At 54.0% G+C, this 17,406-nt stretch carries 14 protein-coding genes and 2 pseudogenes; 14 read left to right on the top strand and 2 right to left on the bottom strand.

Features of this window, described 5'->3' with window-relative positions:
- The first annotated feature begins 113 nt into the window (after positions 1 to 113).
- The 9 genes and pseudogenes from ALO_RS18410 to ALO_RS18370 all read left to right on the top strand — a co-directional run bounded on the left by ALO_RS18410 (position 114) and on the right by ALO_RS18370 (position 8,841).
- Positions 114 to 698 (top strand): glycerol-3-phosphate responsive antiterminator, encoded by a 585-nt coding sequence (locus ALO_RS18410; RefSeq protein WP_004099147.1) that lies wholly within the window; start codon positions 114 to 116, stop codon positions 696 to 698.
- 151 nt (positions 699 to 849) lie between these two features.
- Positions 850 to 1,849 (top strand): annotated as a pseudogene (dhaK, locus tag ALO_RS18405) (dihydroxyacetone kinase subunit DhaK).
- Between the two features lie 313 nt (positions 1,850 to 2,162).
- Positions 2,163 to 2,754 (top strand): annotated as a pseudogene (gene dhaL / locus ALO_RS23865) (dihydroxyacetone kinase subunit DhaL).
- Positions 2,755 to 2,756: 2 nt separating this feature from the next.
- Positions 2,757 to 3,188 (top strand): dihydroxyacetone kinase phosphoryl donor subunit DhaM, encoded by a 432-nt coding sequence (dhaM, locus tag ALO_RS18395; RefSeq protein ID WP_004099135.1) that lies wholly within the window; start codon positions 2,757 to 2,759, stop codon positions 3,186 to 3,188.
- Between the two features lie 104 nt (positions 3,189 to 3,292).
- Positions 3,293 to 4,024 carry an MIP/aquaporin family protein gene (locus ALO_RS18390; RefSeq protein ID WP_004099133.1) on the top strand — a complete coding sequence of 244 codons (732 nt, stop codon included), beginning with the start codon at positions 3,293 to 3,295 and terminating at the stop codon, positions 4,022 to 4,024.
- Positions 4,025 to 4,061: 37 nt separating this feature from the next.
- Complete coding sequence (gene glpK, locus ALO_RS18385) at positions 4,062 to 5,558, top strand: glycerol kinase GlpK (RefSeq protein WP_004099131.1); 1,497 nt, start codon at positions 4,062 to 4,064, stop codon at positions 5,556 to 5,558.
- Positions 5,559 to 5,724: 166 nt separating this feature from the next.
- Positions 5,725 to 7,197, top strand: a complete 1,473-nt coding sequence (locus ALO_RS18380) for an NAD(P)/FAD-dependent oxidoreductase (RefSeq protein ID WP_004099129.1) — start codon at positions 5,725 to 5,727, stop codon at positions 7,195 to 7,197.
- Positions 7,190 to 8,467: an NAD(P)/FAD-dependent oxidoreductase gene (locus tag ALO_RS18375; protein WP_004099128.1), complete on the top strand. Its 1,278-nt coding sequence runs from the start codon at positions 7,190 to 7,192 to the stop codon at positions 8,465 to 8,467. Before ALO_RS18380 ends, ALO_RS18375 begins: the two co-directional genes overlap by 8 nt.
- Positions 8,464 to 8,841, top strand: coding sequence for a DUF1667 domain-containing protein (locus tag ALO_RS18370; protein ID WP_004099126.1), 378 nt, complete (start codon positions 8,464 to 8,466; stop codon positions 8,839 to 8,841). The genes ALO_RS18375 and ALO_RS18370 overlap by 4 nt, the downstream gene beginning before the upstream one ends.
- Positions 8,842 to 8,965: 124 nt before the next feature.
- On the opposite strand, the gene ALO_RS18365 is transcribed toward ALO_RS18370, so the two are convergent.
- On the bottom strand, positions 8,966 to 10,243 hold the full coding sequence (locus tag ALO_RS18365; protein ID WP_050807052.1) for an NAD(P)/FAD-dependent oxidoreductase: 1,278 nt from the start codon (positions 10,241 to 10,243) through the stop codon (positions 8,966 to 8,968).
- 155 nt (positions 10,244 to 10,398) lie between these two features.
- Here ALO_RS18365 and ALO_RS18360 point away from each other — a divergent pair, with 155 nt between their 5' ends.
- Positions 10,399 to 11,073, top strand: coding sequence for an MORN repeat-containing protein (locus ALO_RS18360; protein ID WP_004099124.1), 675 nt, complete (start codon positions 10,399 to 10,401; stop codon positions 11,071 to 11,073).
- Positions 11,074 to 11,291: 218 nt separating this feature from the next.
- On the top strand, positions 11,292 to 11,846 hold the full coding sequence (locus tag ALO_RS18355; RefSeq protein ID WP_004099123.1) for a beta-class carbonic anhydrase: 555 nt from the start codon (positions 11,292 to 11,294) through the stop codon (positions 11,844 to 11,846).
- A gap of 2 nt (positions 11,847 to 11,848) precedes the next feature.
- On the opposite strand, the gene ALO_RS22640 is transcribed toward ALO_RS18355, so the two are convergent.
- A complete protein-coding gene (locus tag ALO_RS22640; RefSeq protein WP_004099122.1) occupies positions 11,849 to 11,995 on the bottom strand; it encodes a hypothetical protein in 147 nt (48 codons plus the stop codon).
- Between the two features lie 210 nt (positions 11,996 to 12,205).
- On the opposite strand from ALO_RS22640, the gene ALO_RS18350 reads away from it, so the two are divergent.
- The 3 genes from ALO_RS18350 to ALO_RS18340 all read left to right on the top strand — a co-directional run bounded on the left by ALO_RS18350 (position 12,206) and on the right by ALO_RS18340 (position 17,403).
- Positions 12,206 to 14,089, top strand: a complete 1,884-nt coding sequence (locus tag ALO_RS18350; protein ID WP_004099120.1) for an ATP-binding protein — start codon at positions 12,206 to 12,208, stop codon at positions 14,087 to 14,089.
- Positions 14,090 to 14,101: 12 nt separating this feature from the next.
- Entirely contained in the window at positions 14,102 to 14,788 is a 687-nt protein-coding gene (locus ALO_RS18345) for a response regulator (RefSeq protein WP_004099116.1), read from the top strand.
- 449 nt (positions 14,789 to 15,237) lie between these two features.
- Complete coding sequence (locus ALO_RS18340; protein WP_004099114.1) at positions 15,238 to 17,403, top strand: CDC48 family AAA ATPase; 2,166 nt, start codon at positions 15,238 to 15,240, stop codon at positions 17,401 to 17,403.
- Positions 17,404 to 17,406 lie beyond the last annotated feature (3 nt).

Raw genomic sequence — 17,406 nt, 5'->3', positions numbered from 1 at the left:
CAATCCGGTGTATTTTGCAGATATATGTGCCGGGTAAAAATGATTCTTTGGCAGGAGGTTGGGTGTTTAAGACTGAATAGTAATACCATATAAATTCAGAAGGATGTGAGAGAATGCAGGGTCAGTATATTTTACGGATGCTATCCGGTGATAAGACTGTGATTCCGGCGGTCCGGACCAAGGATGATTTCCGGTATGCTCTGCAGAATACATCCAGCCCCAGTATCATCCTGCTGTTTGGCGATATCAATCTATTGCCGGAATTATTGGCCCGGAGTGAAGAATACAAAAAATTGCTGCTGATTCACCTGGATTTGCTGGAAGGGGTGGGAAAAGACCGGGCTGGGATAAAAATGCTGGCCCGTATGGGGGTCAAAGGCATCATTACCACCAAGTCTCACCTGGCCAAACATGCCCGGGCCGAAGGAATGCTGGTGATCCAGCGAATGTTTGTCATGGATTCAGAAGCTCTCCGGACAGGCGTGCATGTCCTGCAGCAATTCAAACCGGATGCGATTGAAGTGCTGCCGGCATCAGTTCCGGCGGAGGTGATCAGTGACCTGGTGAAAGCCACCAATCTTCCCGTGCTGGGAGGCGGGCTGCTGACTACGGAGGCGGATGTACGCGCGGCTTTAAAGAATGGGCTTTGTGCCGTCAGCACCAGCCGGCGGGAGCTTTGGAACAATATTTTACGCTGATGTTTGATTTAGGGATTGACATATTTGTTTGATTAGAGTCATAATTATGAATATAAGAACAATATCGGGACTGAATCAGAGAAGTCCAAATATACCGTGATTACATGGTGTATTTGGATTTTTTTTATAAAATTGAGAGGAGGCAGGGCAAATGAAAAAGGTCGTTAACCAGCCGGATTGGGTCCGTGGAGGAAATGCTGCAGGGGGCAGCAGCGGCTCATCCTCAGTATGTAAGGCGGATTTTGGGATTTCAGGTTTTAACGCGGGCTGATGCGCCGGTGGCCAATAAGGTGGCGTTGGTTTCAGGCGGCGGCAGCGGTCATGAGCCGTCCCACAGCGGTTATGTGGGCAAAGGGATGCTGGACGCAGCTGTTGCCGGGGCCGTATTTACTTCGCCAACCCCGGATCAGGTCTACGAAGCCATTAAGACGGTGAACAGCGGTAAAGGGGTATTGTTAGTCATCAAAAATTACACCGGCGATATTATGAACTTCGAAATGGCGGCGGAGATGGCTCAGGCCGAAGGCATCGTTGTGGAAAAAGTGGTGGTCAACGACGATGTGGCGGTGGAAAACAGCACCTGGACTACCGGGCGCCGCGGTATTGCCGGCACTGTATTCGTGCACAAGATAGCCGGCGCCATGGCTCAGACCGGCGCTTCTCTTTCGGAAGTCCGGCGGGTAGCGGAAAAGGTGATTGCCAATGTGCGGTCCATGGGATTGGCTTTATCTCCCTGTACCGTGCCGGCAGCCGGCAAACCGAGCTTTACCCTGGCGGAGAACGAGATTGAAATCGGCATGGGGATTCACGGCGAACCGGGTACACACCGGGAAACGCTGCGCTGCGCCGATGAAATGACGGCGCACCTGGTCAACAAGATTCTGGCCGATATGTCCCTTAAGGCCGGGGATCAGATAGCGGTTTTAGTCAATGGCCTGGGTGCCACTCCTATGATGGAGCTGTACATTGTCAACCGGAAAGTGGCGGAAATATTAAAAGGACTCAAAGTGGAGACGGTTAAAACCTACGTGGGCAATTATATGACTTCCCTGGAAATGGCCGGCTATTCCGTCACACTGCTCAAACTGGACGATGAACTGAAAAAACTGCTGCTGGCGCCTGCCGATACACCGGCCTGGATGCAAGTGTAATTTTTAATAGGTTGTCAGGAAACTAAGAGTCCGTTGCAAACCTCATCTGCGGGCTGGAATCTGAGACCGTTCAAAAAGGTCCGGATGCTAGGTCAGAGAGAAGCTCTGCGTCTCCGTACAGTGAAGAATTCAGATGACTTTTCATTCATGCGAGATTATCCACTATTACCAATCTCTGAAAAGTCATGAATTCTGATACAGCGCGCCGGCAGGAGGCTGAAGTGACGCAGATGGGCCTTTTTCAACGGTCTCCTAAAAGCGGGGGATTGCTTTGAACTGCATAGTAGACGCATTAACAGCCATAGGGAAAGCTATGATCGATAATAAGGAATTTTTGACTCAGCTGGATGCGGCCATTGGCGACGCAGACCATGGAATCAATATGACCCGGGGCTTTGAAGCGGTCCTGGCCAAACTTTCCGGCATCAGCCCGGACTCAGACGCGGCGGCCATCCTGAAACTGACAGGCATGACCTTGTTATCCACCGTGGGGGGGAGCATCAGGGCCCCTTTACGGCACTGCCTTTTTGCGGGCCGCAGCCATCGGTCAGGGCAAGACCGCCCTGACCGCCGACGACCTGAAGCAGATGCTGCAGGCAGCCATTGGCGGCATTAAAGAACGGGGCAAAGCAACCACCGGCGAAAAAACCATGCTGGACGCTTTAGAACCGGCCCATGAGGCCTTTATGGCTTCAGGGGAAAAAGGCGGCAGCCTGGCCGACTGCTTTGCGGCTGCCCGGGATCAGGCCCTGGCCAGCGTGGAATACACCAAAACCATTATTGCCAGGAAAGGCCGGGCCAGTTATCTGGGGGAACGTAGCCTGGGCCATCAGGACCCGGGGGCCACTTCCGTCTATCTGATGTTAAGCGCCCTGACGGATTATTGCCGCCGGCTGGAGGTATAGGCATGGTCGGAGTGGTGGTAGTGTCCCACAGCGCCAAAGTGGCGGAGGGGACCTGCGAGATTGCCGGGCAGATGGGTAAAGCCGGCCAGAAGGTGATTGCCGCAAGGGGGACGGCGGACGGCGGCATCGGGACCGATGCGGTGAAGATCGCCGCCGCTATCGCGGCCGCCGATACCGGCGATGGAGTGGTGGTGCTGGTAGACTTGGGAAGCGCCGTACTTAGCGCTCAAACGGCGATTGAACTGCTGGAATCTGAGCTGCGGCAGCGGGTGGTGATCGCCGATGCTCCGCTGGTGGAAGGGACTGTAATCGCTGTGATTGAAGCTTCCCTGGCGGTGCCGCTCTCACAGGTTGCTGCCAGCGCAGCGCGGAGGCTAAGCATATGCCCAAGGGCAGTTAAAAAGCCTGCATGGCAGAATAATCCGATTCATTAGATTTTTGTCAGCCGACTGAATAATTTTTTGATGAAAAGGGGGAGATGCCGCACCCACGGCAGGTAGTTAACTTCTCGAAATTATAAACTAGGAGGGATTTAATCATGTCGAGTCCGTTTATTGGTGAATTCATAGGCACGCTGGTTCTCATTCTCCTGGGTGATGGCGTGGTAGCCAATGTGGTGCTGAAAAAATCTAAAGGGGAAGGATCAGGCTGGATTGTTATTGCTACCGGCTGGGCCTTTGCAGTGGTTCTGGGCGCATTCGCCGCTATAGCCACAGGCTCGGTGCAAGCCGATCTGAATCCGGCCGTGACCCTGGCGAAAACACTGAATAACGTATATACTTTTCCCGTGGCATTCAGCCTGATGGCGGCTCAAATGGCAGGCGCCTTTGTCGGTGCCTGCCTGGTGTATTTTGCCTATTTGCCCCACTGGGAATTGACCGAAGACCAGGGAACCAAGCTGGCTGTTTTCTCTACCGGTCCCGCCGTGCGCAATACGACGGCTAATCTGATCACCGAAATTATTGGCACAACCATGTTAATGTTTGCGTTTTTTGCTATCTTCTCCAAAACTGTCGGTGCCATAGCACCCGGCTTCGGCACCTTCCTGGCCGGTGTTGTGGTCTGGTCCATGGGCTTAAGCCTGGGCGGTCCCACCGGCTATGCCATTAACCCAGCCCGCGACCTGGGGCCCCGTATCGCCCATGCCGTTCTGCCTATCCATGGCAAGGGCAGCTCAGACTGGAGTTATGCCTGGGTTCCGGTGGTTGGTCCGATGCTCGGCGGCGTGATTGCGTATCTTTTAGCCAGACTAGTGGGTTTAGCCGGGTAGAAATCGGGAAAAATAGAGGGGAGTGACAGTGACTGCTATGATTAAAAAATATGTATTGGCCCTGGATCAGGGCACGACCAGTTCCCGGGCGATCCTGTTCGATCAGGACTCCGGCATCGTATCCGTGGCCCAGAAGGAGTTTACCCAGATTTATCCCAAGCCCGGCTGGGTGGAACATGACGCGGAAGAAATCTGGAGCACCCAGATTGGTGTGGCTGCCGAAGCAGTGGCTAAGGCCGGCGTTAATCCGGGCGACATTGCGGCTATAGGCATCACCAACCAGCGGGAAACCACCGTTGTCTGGGATAAAGCCACCGGCAAACCTATTTATAACGCCATAGTCTGGCAGTCCCGCCAGACCATGGACATCTGCAATGACATTAAGGCCAAAGGGCTTGAGCCGTCCTTCCGGCAAAAAACCGGCCTGGTGGTGGACGCCTATTTTTCCGGCACTAAGGTGAAATGGATCCTGGACCATGTGGAAGGGGCCAGAGAACGGGCTATCAAGGGAGAAATCCTGTTCGGCACCATCGATACCTGGCTGATCTGGAAACTGACCGGCGGCAAAATCCATGTAACGGATTACTCCAATGCCTCCCGGACTTTGATGTATAATATCCATCAACTGAAATGGGACGCGGATATTCTAGCGGAGCTGAATGTGCCGGAAGCCATGCTGCCTCAAGTGCGCTCGTCCAGTGAAGTGTATGGTCATACCGCTCCGGGCGTATTTTTGGGAGCGTCGGTTCCCATCGCCGGTGCGGCGGGGGACCAGCAGGCGGCGTTGTTCGGCCAGACCTGCTTTAAACCCGGCATGGCCAAAAACACTTACGGTACCGGCTGTTTCATGCTGATGAATACCGGCGGGAAGGTGTATGAGTCTAAAAACGGCCTGTTGACCACCATTGCCTGGGGCCTGGACGGAAAAGTGGAATATGCCCTGGAAGGCAGTATCTTTATTGCCGGCGCTGCCATCCAATGGCTGCGGGACGGGATCAAGCTCATCGAAACCGCCCCTGATTCTGAATACTTCGCCCGTAAAGTTCAGGACACAGAAGGGGTTTATGTGGTACCGGCTTTTTCCGGCCTGGGGGCTCCCTATTGGGATATGAAAGCCCGGGGCGCTATTCTGGGATTAACCCGCGGCACCACCAAAGCCCATATTGTCCGGGCCACCCTGGATTCCCTGGCATATCAGACCAAAGATGTGCTGAGCGCTATGGAAGCTGATTCCAATATCACGCTCCAGGCTCTTAAAGTGGATGGCGGCGCGGTTGGCAACAACCTATTAATGCAGTTCCAGGCCGATATTTTGGGCGTCCCGGTTGACCGGCCCCGGGTGACCGAGACCACCGCACTGGGGGCTGCTTATCTGGCAGGGCTGGCGGTAGGAGTCTGGAGCAGCAAGGAAGATTTGATACAGAACTGGAAGCTCGATACCCGGTTTGAGCCCAAGATGGACAGCACGGTGCAAGAAAGACTGTATAAAGGGTGGCAAAAAGCTGTTAAACGGGCCATGGACTGGGAGGAATAAAGCCAGTTGCTGCAGAATAACTCAATGTAAGAATTCCATCAGTTTAGTTATTCTGCAAATTAATAACCGGCCAGCGAAGAAGAGATGGTCCATTAGGTGGGGTGTATACCTGCCTGGGCCATCTCATACTTTTTTCCGGTAGAATCAGAAAAAGGAAGTGACTCAAATGACAGGTGACAAGGTAGATGTTGCAGTTATCGGAGCAGGAATTGTCGGTGCAGCGATCGCCAGGGAGTTATCACGCTTCCAGGTTACGGCCATTGTCCTGGAAGCCCAGCCGGATGTGGCCATGGGTACATCGAAAGCCAACAGCGCCATACTCCATGCCGGATTTGACGCCAAACCGGGCAGCCTGAAAGCTGAATTGAATGTACGGGGTAATGAACTTTACCACCAGATGGAAAAGGAACTGGACCTTCATATTGCCTGGACCGGATCCATGGTGGCAGCCAGGGGGCAGGAGGGAATGGCCGGTTTGGAGGAACTGCAGCAACGGGGACAGGTGAACGGGGTTCCGGATCTGCAGATCCTTTCAAAAGAAGAAGTTCTGTCCCGTGAACCGAATCTGTCGCCGGAAGTCACGGGCGCTTTGTGGGCGCCTACGGCCGGCATTATCTGCCCCTTTGGTGCGACCATTGCCTTTATGGAAAACGCGATACGCAACGGAATTCGCCTATTCTCCGAAGCAACCGTTCGCCGGCTGGAGAAGACGGAGGATGGCCTGATTCAGATCCACAGCGACAAGGGCAGGTTTACCGCCCGCTACGTGATTAACGCCGCCGGCCTTCACGCCGATGAAATCAGCCGTCTGGCCGGCGACGACAGCTTCAGGATCCGGGCCCGCAAGGGCGAGTACGTTTTGTTTGACAAAACCGCTGCCAGTCTGATCCATACCGTTCTTTTCCCCGTGCCGGGACAACAGACCAAAGGGATACTGGTTGCTCCCACGGTTCACGGCAATATGTTCATTGGTCCGGATGCCCAGGACAGCGTGGCCAAGGACGATATTTCGGTGACAGCGGCCGGCATGGAGCGGATTATCGCCGGTGCCGGACGGTTGGTTCCCAATCTGCCACTGGCGGCGGCTATCACCACCTTTGCCGGCAACCGGGCTATCGCCGAAGGCGATGGGGATTTTATCATCCGCCCTTCTGATATAGTGCCCGGACTGATCCAGGTGGCCGGTATTCAGTCTCCCGGCCTGACGGCTGCTCCGGCTATTGCTGAAAAGGTGGTTTCTATCCTGGCGGATGACGGGTTGAAACTGGCGCCTAAGGCCGGTTTCATTGCCGCGAATCCTCCTAAACCGGCCTTCAATGCTATGACCATGGAACAGCGTCAAAAGCTGGTGCAGGAAAATCCGCTCCACGGACGGATTATCTGCCGCTGTGAGACAGTGACCGAAGGCGAGATTGTCGCTGCCATTCATTCTCCCTGCGGCGCTCGTACCATAGACGGGGTCAAACGCCGCACCCGGGCTGGGTCGGGACGCTGTCAGGGCGGGTTCTGCGGTCCGCGGGTGACGGCCATTTTGGCCCGGGAGCTGGGTATTCCGGTTACTCAAGTCCGTAAAGACGATAAGGCATCCTATATCTTCTATGAAAAAGCAGCGGGTAGCGGGGTGAAGGCTGATGAATGATGTATTGTATGACGTGGTGATAATCGGCGGCGGCCCGGCCGGGCTGGCTGCCGCTCTCGGCGCTGCCAGGGCCGGAGCAAAGAGCGTACTGGTGCTGGAGCGGGACCGGGAACCGGGAGGAATTCTCCAGCAGTGCATCCATAACGGTTTTGGTCTGCACCGGTTTAAGGAAGAGCTGACCGGGCCGGCCTACGCTGCCCGTTACATCCGGATGGTGCAGCAGGAGCCGGCGATTACGGTCATGGAAGATACCATGGTATTGGAGATTCAGGCTGATAAGACCATATGGGCCGTGAATCCCAGCCGGGGAATTGTCGCCGTGAAGGCCAAGGCAGTGGTTCTGGCTATGGGCTGCCGGGAGAGAACCCGGGGGGCCATCCGCACGGCCGGCTATCGTCCGGCCGGGATCTTTACCGCCGGGGCGGCTCAGCGGATGGTCAATATGGAAGGATATCTGCCCGGCAAGCGCATTGTGATCCTGGGTTCAGGGGATATCGGCCTGATTATGGCCCGGCGTCTGACCCTGGAAGGGGCCAGGGTGGAAGGGGTGGTTGAGCTGATGCCCTACTCCAATGGTCTGACCCGCAATGTGGTCCAGTGCCTGGAGGACTATGGCATTCCTTTGTATTTAGCTCATACCATCAGCTTCATTCACGGCCGGGAGAGGATCACCGGCGTGACCTGTACGGAAGTGGATGCAAACCGTAACCCGGTGCCTGGAACGGAATTTGATATTCCCTGCGACTGCCTGCTGCTATCAGTAGGATTGATTCCGGAAAATGAGCTTTCCCGGTCAGCGGGGGTTCCTTTAGACAGCATCACCGGCGGTCCGGTAGTGGACCAGAGACGGCAGACGGCCCTCGACGGGTTCTTCGCCGCCGGCAATGTGGTCCACGTTCATGATCTGGTGGATCATGTATCAGAAGAGGGCGAATTGGCCGGGACTCAGGCCGCCCGATATGCTCAGGGCTTAATGGCGCCGGTCGGCCAGCAGATCCCGGTAGAAGCCGGGTCAGGCATTCGGGGAGTGGTACCGCAAAAAATCAGCCTGCCGGAACCGGGTGCAACGGTTCGCTTTTTTATGCGGGCGACACAGCCCTTGAAAAATGCTGTCCTGGAGTTTCACTATGACGGCAAATCCTTGCTGCGGCGCAAACTGCCTATGGCCAAACCCGGCGAGATGATCGTGGCCGATCTGCCGGACTCGGCGTTTACTCCCGGGTCTGAACCGGTGAAAATTACCCTGACCCAACAGGAGGGAGAAAAATGACTCAGACAACCAGTTCGATCATAAAAAGAATCCCCTGCATCGTCTGCCCCATTAGCTGTGTCGGTGAGGTAGAGATCATCGGCGGAAAAGTTGTGGCAACCCGGGGCTTTACCTGCCCCCGGGGTCAGGCATATGGCGGCACGGAAGCCGTGCATCCCCAGCGGACCCTCACTACCACCATCAGAATCAAGGGGGGCCGTCTGCCTCTCCTGCCGGTGGTGTCGACCGCGCCCCTGCCCAAAGAAAAACTGATGGAATGCGTCCGCTGCCTTACCGGCGTCCAGGTGACAGCTCCGGTGCGGGAAGGGGATGTAGTCTGCAAAAATATCCTGGGCCTTGGCGTGGATGTAGTGGCCAGCCGGGATATGGCGTAATACTCCGGGAAAGCAACAAGGCTTGGCATAGAGCAAGCTGCTCTTTTGCCAAGCCTTGTTGTTTTCTGGTCGAAGCCTCTGATAGCTTTTTATCTGGCGAAGACTATAATTGTCTCCGGTTCTTTTATGGCTTTCTTACATATTTTTCTCGCAGATTTTCTATATCCGGCATCATCAGACGCACGACCCGGTCATAGAAGAGGTATTCCCAGGCCCAACTGAAGGACACGCTTAGGCGGTTATGAAAACCGATCAGACGCAGAATATGGACATTCAGCCACAGGACCCAGGCGAAAAAGCCGCTGAACTGCCAGCGCCCCATGACAGCTACCGCCTTGTTGCGGCCGATAGTTGCCAGTATGCCGGGGGTTTTATAGACAAAGGGAAGCCGGTCCTGGCCGGCCAGATGACGCATAATATTTTGCGCCGCATGGCTGGCCTGCTGTACCGCCACCGGGGCCACCATGGGCAGAGGACGGCCCTGCTGCTCAAAATAGGCTAGATCGCCGATGGCGAATACTTCCGGATGATTCGGCAGCTCTAAGGCAGGGGTTACCACCAGGCGGTTCAGGCTGGCTTTAGGGCTGTCCACGGCATTGGCCAGGGCGGCGGCCCTGACGCCTGCCGCCCATATAAGGGTGCGGGTGGCAATTTCCCCGCCGCTTTTTAAGATGATTTTTTCGCCGTTGAATTCGCTGACAGCCGTATTCAGGCGGACCTCCACCTGCTTGTCTTGCAAGGCTCGGAATGTATAATCGCCGAGCCTGTCCGGTATGCCGGCCAGCAGTCTGCCGGCTGCTTCCAAAAGGATGATGCGCACCTGGCTGAAATCAAGATGAGGATAATCCGGCGGCAGTACCAGACCGACAAGTTCAGAGATGGCGCCGGCGCTCTCCACGCCGGTGGGGCCGCCGCCTGCCACCACAAATGTCAGCAAGGCCCGGCGGACTTCCGGGTCCTGTTCCCGACCGGCCAGTTCAAACATCCGCAGCAGATGATTGCGCACGACGATGGAATCTTCGATGTCTTTCAGGCCAAAGCTGTTTTTGGCTACTGATTCCATGCCAAAATGATTGGTTTCGCCGCCGGCGGCCAGGATTAGGTAATCGTAGGCAAGGTCCCCGGTATCAGTGTAAAGCTTTTTTTCCGCCAAATTGACTTTTTGCACCTCACCCAGATGAAATCCAAAATCCGGCCGGCCGCGGAAAATTTTGCGGATGGGATAGGCAATATCCGCTGGCGCCAGTTCGGCTGTGGCCACTTGGTATAAAAGAGGCTGAAACAAGTGATAATTCCGCCGGTCCACCAGCGTAATTCGCACCGGTGCTTTGGCCAGAGCCTGAGCCGCTTTTAATCCGCCAAAACCGGCGCCGACAATGACAACATGAGTTTTTTGCATCATGAAATCCCACCTTTTGCAGACTTGAAAAGTATCACTTTTCGGCTTCTGCTGTGATTTAATATTGTATTTGATTCTGCTTCTGGCAGGAGATACCTTTGCCAAAAGTGAATAATAATGGTAATCACGTCGAAGATTGTTGAATTTGGAGGGGTTTGATGCGCAAGTGGATACCTCTGATCGTCATCATCCAGGTGATAATATGGTGTTTGTCGCCTGTCAGCGTCTGGGCCGCCAATTGGGTGCGAGTGGAAACCGTGGACGATGTTTCCCTGTACTTAGACACTACTTCCGTTAGCAAAAATAAGGAAATCATGCAATTGACGGTCAAGGTTATTTTTGGTGATTCTTACAGTAAACTGGGAATCAAGACGATTGTCTCCCGGCATGAAGTCAGACTTCATGAACCACCCGAATATCGGGTGCTGGAGTCTACAGACTATGACGCCGCGGACCGTCTGCTTAAAACCGATAATAAACCGGGCCACTGGTATGTTGCCGAACCGGGGATCGGTATCAGCCGGGCCATCCAGGCAGCTTTAAAAACACTTCCGGATCAATCCCGCTGGTTTAAGGACAAAAAAACCGGCGTCCTGATCTGGAACCCTCTCCCGCGAGAAGGAGAGAGCGTCGTCTGGGAAGGCGGCAGCGTCAGTATCAACGGCAATTCTTTTGCCAACGGCTACGGCAAAGCCATCTGGTATGTAGGCGGTATGCCGGTGCAAATTGATGAGGGAGAACATCGCAACGGCAGGCGTCATGGCCGCGTGATTCAAAATTTTGCGGACGGGCGGCCTGCTGTGTACGAGTGGCGGGACGGGGTCAAAATCTGATGAGCGGAATGAAAGGACTGTATAAAAACAGTCCTTTCATTTTGTTCATTGCTATTTATGGCTGATGGTTATGTCCACTTACAATATTAAACTTACTTTCATTATATTCGAATACATTAGAGTTTAACAAATCCTGGACTATAATTGTTGATAAAGACCGGAGAAAGCCGGGAAGACCTTTCCTTACTTATGGGATTTATCCGCGGTGAGGGAGTTCCATGACAGTTTTAGACGAATTGCTGCAATCTAATGCTGAATTTCTATTAAAAAATCAAGTTCAACCAGAGAAACTCAGTAAAAAACCGAGGCGGCAAATCGCATTAATTACCTGCATGGACACCAGACTGGTAGGTTTTTTAGAGGAGGCATTAGGGATTCAACGGGGCGATGCAGTTATTATCAAGCTGGCAGGGGCAGTGGCCGGCAATAGTCTTGATGCAGCGCTGCGCAGTCTGATGTTGGCGATTTATGAGCTGGATGTAAAAGAAATCATCGTTGTCGGTCATCACGACTGTGGGGCATTGCAGACCTCGCCCCACCGGCTGAAAGACTCGATGCGGCTCCAGGGAATAGAAGCGAATTGGATTGAGCAGTTCGAACACAGTATCCTGTCTTGGCTGGACGACCTGACGGAAGTCGAAAGCGAAGTGCTCAAGCTTGTGGGAGCGTTGCGCCAAAATCCGCTGATCCCTTCAACTGTCAGGATTCATGGCTTACTGATTGACCCGGTCAGAGGGGAAGCGGCACTACTGCACTCCGGTTATCACTGCTAGGTTCACTGCTGGACTTTTTTGGCCCATTCGAGATAATCCCTGACAGCTGTTTTGATCTGCTTCTTTAGCCATAACCAGGCTTTGGGGGCAGATTTCGCTTTTTGGCATTGACACTGACGAACGGACTGGCGCTCATTCTTATCAGACATTGCCTTCTCCTCCTTCAGCATTAAAGCTGCACTGCACCGGCTTCCGGGCGCTGAGACTATGCAGCGGGCATTTTGCATTGCATTGAAAATTAAATTTTTCTGGAAAAAAATGTTGATTATATATATAATAGAATTAAAAGAAAATTACGTCAATTATTCGGAAATTAATGTAAAAACTTTAGGGGAGGAAGTGGGCTTATTGCTGAGTTAGTGAAGGTTCTCTACAGCATCCGGCAAGCCATTAACTCCGGCGCTATCGCTGAACTGGAACAGGCAGGTATGCCGGCATCATACCTGGCCATGGAACGGACTCAGCTGGAGGCGGAATTTCAGGGACTTACAGGGGCGGTAATGAATACCGTCCGCAGCGGCTCCTTCGAGTATCTGAAGACCTTTCTCAGCAGCTCTTGCAAGACCCGCCTGGAGCAGGGCATCAGGCTGTCCGACATCATGGCTGTCTTTGATTTGTACGAAACATCGTTAAAAGACGCCATGACCCTCTACCTGGGTGAGGATCTGGTGGTGTTAAACACGATGCGCCGTGAAATTGACACCTTGTTGGACCGGGCCAGAGTATTTGTTTCAGAGTGTTTTTTTTTGCTGTATGAGGAAACAGTGTTTAAGCAATTTGAACAGCTGCGGGTCATCAATGAGATTTCCTCGCATATGGTGTCCTCTCTTAATTTAGACCGGGTGCTGGGTTTTATCGTCAACAATGCCTTGCGTTTGTTTAAGGCCAGGTGCGGCTGTGTTTCCCTGGCCAATACCGGCGGCGATTTTGTCACGGAGATTTCCCATGGCTGGCGCGACCCGAATTCGCCCAAGCTGATTGCCCGCTGTTCCTATCCCATATCCGATATCATCATTGCATCGGCCCATGATGGCAATATTTCCTGTTTACAAGATGTTATCGGAATGGAAGGGCTAAAAAAGCTGGTAGTGCTTAAACTGCGCAACAAAAACAGAGTAATCGGCCTTTTATCGGTGGGAATCCATGATGAGAGACGGTTTATCAGCTCCGAGATACGGGTATTGACCACCTTTGCCAACAGCGCCGCCATGGCCGTGCATAATGCCCAGCTTTATGCCGATACCGATCAGAAACTCCAGGAGCGAGTGAGGGAAACCACCATCTTACTGGAACAAAACCGCACCTTGCTTCACTCCATGCGCGAAGGGGTCATCGCTGTCGACAGCGCCGGCTATATCACGCTGGTAAACCACAAGGCATTAAGCTCCATTAATACGGCGGCGGATCCGGTGGGGCGCCATATCAGCGAGGTCATACCGAATTCGCGGCTGCCCAGCGTAGTGAAGAGCGGACAGGCCGAGTACGACCAGGAACAGATGCTGGGCGGCAAAGCCGTGATTACCAACCGGGTGCCGGTGATCGCCAACGGTAAGGTAACCGGCGCCATTGCCACCTTCCGGGATAAAGAGGACGTGAAACAGCTGGCGGAAGAACTCATCGGGGTAAAGAGCCTCCTGGAATCCATGCGGGCTCAGTCCCATGAATTTATCAACAAGCTGCATGCCATTTCCGGCTTGATCCAGATGGGTCAATATGACAAGGTCGTCGAGCTGATTACTCAGATTTACCAGGCTAAACAAGAACTGATCAGCCACATTGTCGAGCGGGTCCATGATAAGGCTACGGCAGGGCTGCTGCTGGGCAAGGTAAGCCAGGCCCAGGAAAAGGGAGTCGTGCTGAAAATTGCCCAACGCTGCAAACTGGCTAAATTACCGCCTCACTTTTCCAGTACCTCCATGGTCACGGTGCTCGGCAACCTGATTACCAATGCCATAGAAGCCGTCGGCGGGCTGGAAGCTGACCGCCGCCATACGGAAGTGCGCATTGGCATGGGCAAGAAGCATTTGATTATTCAGGTGGATGACCGTGGCTGCGGCATTCCCCGGGATCATCTGCGGCAGATCTTTAAACGGGGATTTTCCACCAAGCAGGGTGGCAGAGGGATCGGCCTGGCGCTGGTCCGGGAAGAGGTTGAAGCAAGCGGCGGCAAAATCTCGGTGCGATCCGTCGCGGGCCAGGGCAGCCGGTTCACCGTCAGAATTCCTCTGAGCAGCAACATATAGGGGGAATGCAGGATGGACAATATGATTAAAGTCCTTATTCTCGAAGACGACCCGATGGTACTCGAATTACACCGTCAATACCTGAGCCGGATCAAGGACTTTCTCCTGGTGGGATGTGCCCAGAATGCCCAGGAGGCGCTGAATCTTATGGCTGCCCGTCAGCCTCATCTGGCTATCCTGGATATTTACATGCCGGGAATCAACGGTCTGGAAGTATTGAAACATATTCGCCGGCAGGGATGGAATACCGACGTGATCCTGGTGACTGCGGCCCACGACAACGATTCGGTGCAGCAGGGTATCCAATACGGGGCGGCGGATTACATCATTAAGCCGTTTACCTTCACCCGCTTTAAAAAAGCGCTGGAAAACTACCGCCGCTATTACTACAAGCTGCGTATCGGTGAGCGCACCATTTCCCAAAGCGATATTGACGCCCTGAAAAATCAGGCCGCCAGTCGCAATAACCAGTCCCTGCCGAAAGGCATGCAGCAGAAGACACTGGACCATATTGTGACGGTGCTCCGCACCCGGACCGGCTATTTTACCGCCAAAGAAATAGCCACTGCCCTGGGTATTTCCCGGGTCACGGTACAAAGGTATTTAAATTATTTAGTGGAGGACGGCAGCCTTAAAGGCACGATGTCCTATGGCCCGGTTGGACGGCCGCTGCAGAAGTTCCAGGTCAGTCAGGACTAGCAGGCAACAGTTATCGCCTGCCGCTCACCGGTGGGCCGGGTCTTAATGAACAGGCGGCCGTTCATTGCTTTAAGTTCGATTTTAACGCCGGACTGAAACTCAAAAACGTCTTTATGATTAATGTCTGCCCCGTCTTGAAAGCGATTTTCTTTATCATCATAATATCATGGGTTCATGATGCCCGCAGAAACCTGTCTCTCTTTAACAAGAGCAACAGGTTTCTGCGGGCGTTTTGCGTCGATTACGCTTTTTCGCCCGCTTGACGCCGGCTGCAAGTCCAAAAAGTAAATAATAAGCAATCAAGGCCCTGCCAGGTATTTTTTATTTTGTACATGGCTATTTCATTTGCAATAGTTGCATTAGTAACCTTATTTAGTAAATCATGGTAATTTAAGAACTTGTTTCCTATAATGAAGCTAGATAAAACATTCCCCTAAAGGAGAATCGCCATGCCGGACAAGGAAAAGGATCAGTCCTTCAAAGTGGCTGACGCCATGCCTGAGGATGTGGGCCGGGGATATGTAAGACTGGACAACGACGATATGGCTTCCCTGAATGTGATCATCGGCGATATTGTCGAAATCCGGGGAGAAAAAATGACCGTCGCCAAAGTCGTCCCCTGTTACAGCCAGTTTAAGAATCAGAACCTGGCCCAGATGGAAGCCATGATCCGGCAAAATGCCGGTGTGGGCATCGATGAACGGGTGACCATCCGCAAGACAGGGTACAATCCTTGTAACACTTTGGTCCTGAGTCCGCTGGACACTACGATTGATTTCAGCGACGCCCAGGATATCGAGCATTTGGAACGAATGCTGAATGGCCTGCCGGTTACCATAGGCGACAGACTGAAGGTTACACTGGCCGGCGCCAGAGCGCAGCATTTCACCGCCATTGGCACCGCGCCGCAGGGAGCGGTAGTGATCAACGCGGCGACTAAAATTACGGTAACCAAGCCTGATGCTCAGGAAGACATGAGCTATTCCGCTTCGTATGAGGACGTGGGCGGCCTGGATAAAGAGCTGGAGCGGGTACGGGAAATGGTGGAATTGCCGCTGAAATATCCGGAAGTATTCCGGCAGCTCGGTGTGGATGCGCCAAAAGGAGTGCTGCTCTATGGCCCGCCCGGCACCGGCAAGACATTGATGGCCAGGGCGGTAGCCCATGAGAGCCGGGCCACCTTTCTCCATGTGAACGGTCCGGAAATCGTCAATAAATTTTACGGTGAAAGTGAAGCCCGGCTGCGGGAATTGTTCGAAACCGCCCAGCGGCGTGCCCCGTCCATTCTGTTTATCGACGAGATCGACGCCATTGCTCCCAAGCGCACCGAGGTCATCGGCGACGTGGAAAAACGCATCGTGGCGCAGCTGCTGGCACTCATGGATGGGCTGAAAAACCGGGGCAATGTCATCGTTATCGGCGCCACCAATGTTCCGGATATGGTCGATCCGGCTCTAAGGCGGCCCGGCCGCTTTGACCGGGAGCTGTCGATCAATCCGCCTGATAGGGAGGGCCGGCTCACCATCCTGAAGATTCATACCCGGACTATGCGCCTGGCGGCATCGGTGGATTTGGCACGGATTGCCCAGATGACCCACGGCTTCGTCGGGGCGGATCTGGCCATTTTATGCAAGGAAGCGGGAATGAATGCAATTCGCCGCATCTTGCCGCGAATTGACCTTACCCAAGAGGGCCTGCCGCCGGAAATCCTGGCGCAGCTGAAGATCACCTACGAGGATTTCCTGCAGGCCTTCCGGGAGGTGGAGCCTACCGCTACCCGCGAGTTTTTCGCCGACCGGCCGACTACCCAGTGGCTGCATGTAGGAGGTCTGGAAAGCATCAAGGAGAAGCTCCGGGCCATTATTGAACTGCCATTATCCTATCCGGAACTTTTCCGGCGTACCCGCCAGCGCATTCCTAAGGGCGTTCTGCTCACCGGCCCGCCGGGTACAGGGAAGACCCTGATTGTCCGGGCTCTTGCCGGATCAACCGGCGCTCATTTTATCTCGGTGGACGCCTCGGTTCTTTACTCCCGCTGGCTGGGTGAAGCTGAAAAAGGCCTGCGACAGATCTTTAAACGGGCGAAACAAGTGGCTCCCTGCATCCTGTTTTTTGATGAAATTGATGCGCTGGCGCCGGTACGCTGCGGTGATGACGCAAGGGGCGGCGGGCGGCTGGTTAGTCAGCTCCTGATTGAGCTGGATAATTTACTGGATACCTCGAATGTAATCGTGATCGGTGCCACCAATAGGCCTGATATGCTGGACCCGGCGCTGCTGCGGGCCGGGCGTTTCGACTATCGCCTGGAACTGCCGAAACCGGCTAGGGAGGAACGGCGAGAAATTTTTACTATCCATACCGAAGGCATACCCCTGGCAAGCGACGTTGACTTTGCGCTGCTGGCCGGCGCCACCGTAGGTCTGGTAGGATCTGATATTGAAGCCATTTGCAAGCATGCCACCATGACGGCAATCAAACGGCACATAGCCGGGGGAGACCGGCAGGATGACAGCAGCCTGGCTCTGCAGTTTACGGATTTTGCCGATGCCGTCAAAGAAATAACAGGCTGTCTTTACGATTCTGGCACAGGAGGTGGTACGGCAACACAGGACTGACTG

The organism is Acetonema longum DSM 6540, assembly GCF_000219125.1.
In the GTDB taxonomy this organism is placed as follows: domain Bacteria; phylum Bacillota; class Negativicutes; order Sporomusales; family Acetonemataceae; genus Acetonema; species Acetonema longum.
This window is presented reverse-complemented; position numbering and strand designations above follow the sequence as displayed.

Coding starts and splice junctions, on each gene's coding strand:
- ALO_RS18365 (WP_050807052.1), bottom strand. CDS start 10,243: ATGATGCAAAAAACTCATGTTGTCATTGTCGGCGCCGGTTTTGGCGGA.
- ALO_RS18345 (WP_004099116.1), top strand. CDS start 14,102: ATGGACAATATGATTAAAGTCCTTATTCTCGAAGACGACCCGATGGTA.
- ALO_RS18410 (WP_004099147.1), top strand. CDS start 114: ATGCAGGGTCAGTATATTTTACGGATGCTATCCGGTGATAAGACTGTG.
- ALO_RS18340 (WP_004099114.1), top strand. CDS start 15,238: ATGCCGGACAAGGAAAAGGATCAGTCCTTCAAAGTGGCTGACGCCATG.
- dhaM (WP_004099135.1), top strand. CDS start 2,757: ATGGTCGGAGTGGTGGTAGTGTCCCACAGCGCCAAAGTGGCGGAGGGG.
- glpK (WP_004099131.1), top strand. CDS start 4,062: ATGATTAAAAAATATGTATTGGCCCTGGATCAGGGCACGACCAGTTCC.
- ALO_RS18355 (WP_004099123.1), top strand. CDS start 11,292: ATGACAGTTTTAGACGAATTGCTGCAATCTAATGCTGAATTTCTATTA.
- ALO_RS22640 (WP_004099122.1), bottom strand. CDS start 11,995: ATGTCTGATAAGAATGAGCGCCAGTCCGTTCGTCAGTGTCAATGCCAA.
- ALO_RS18380 (WP_004099129.1), top strand. CDS start 5,725: ATGACAGGTGACAAGGTAGATGTTGCAGTTATCGGAGCAGGAATTGTC.
- ALO_RS18360 (WP_004099124.1), top strand. CDS start 10,399: ATGCGCAAGTGGATACCTCTGATCGTCATCATCCAGGTGATAATATGG.
- ALO_RS18370 (WP_004099126.1), top strand. CDS start 8,464: ATGACTCAGACAACCAGTTCGATCATAAAAAGAATCCCCTGCATCGTC.
- ALO_RS18375 (WP_004099128.1), top strand. CDS start 7,190: ATGAATGATGTATTGTATGACGTGGTGATAATCGGCGGCGGCCCGGCC.
- ALO_RS18390 (WP_004099133.1), top strand. CDS start 3,293: ATGTCGAGTCCGTTTATTGGTGAATTCATAGGCACGCTGGTTCTCATT.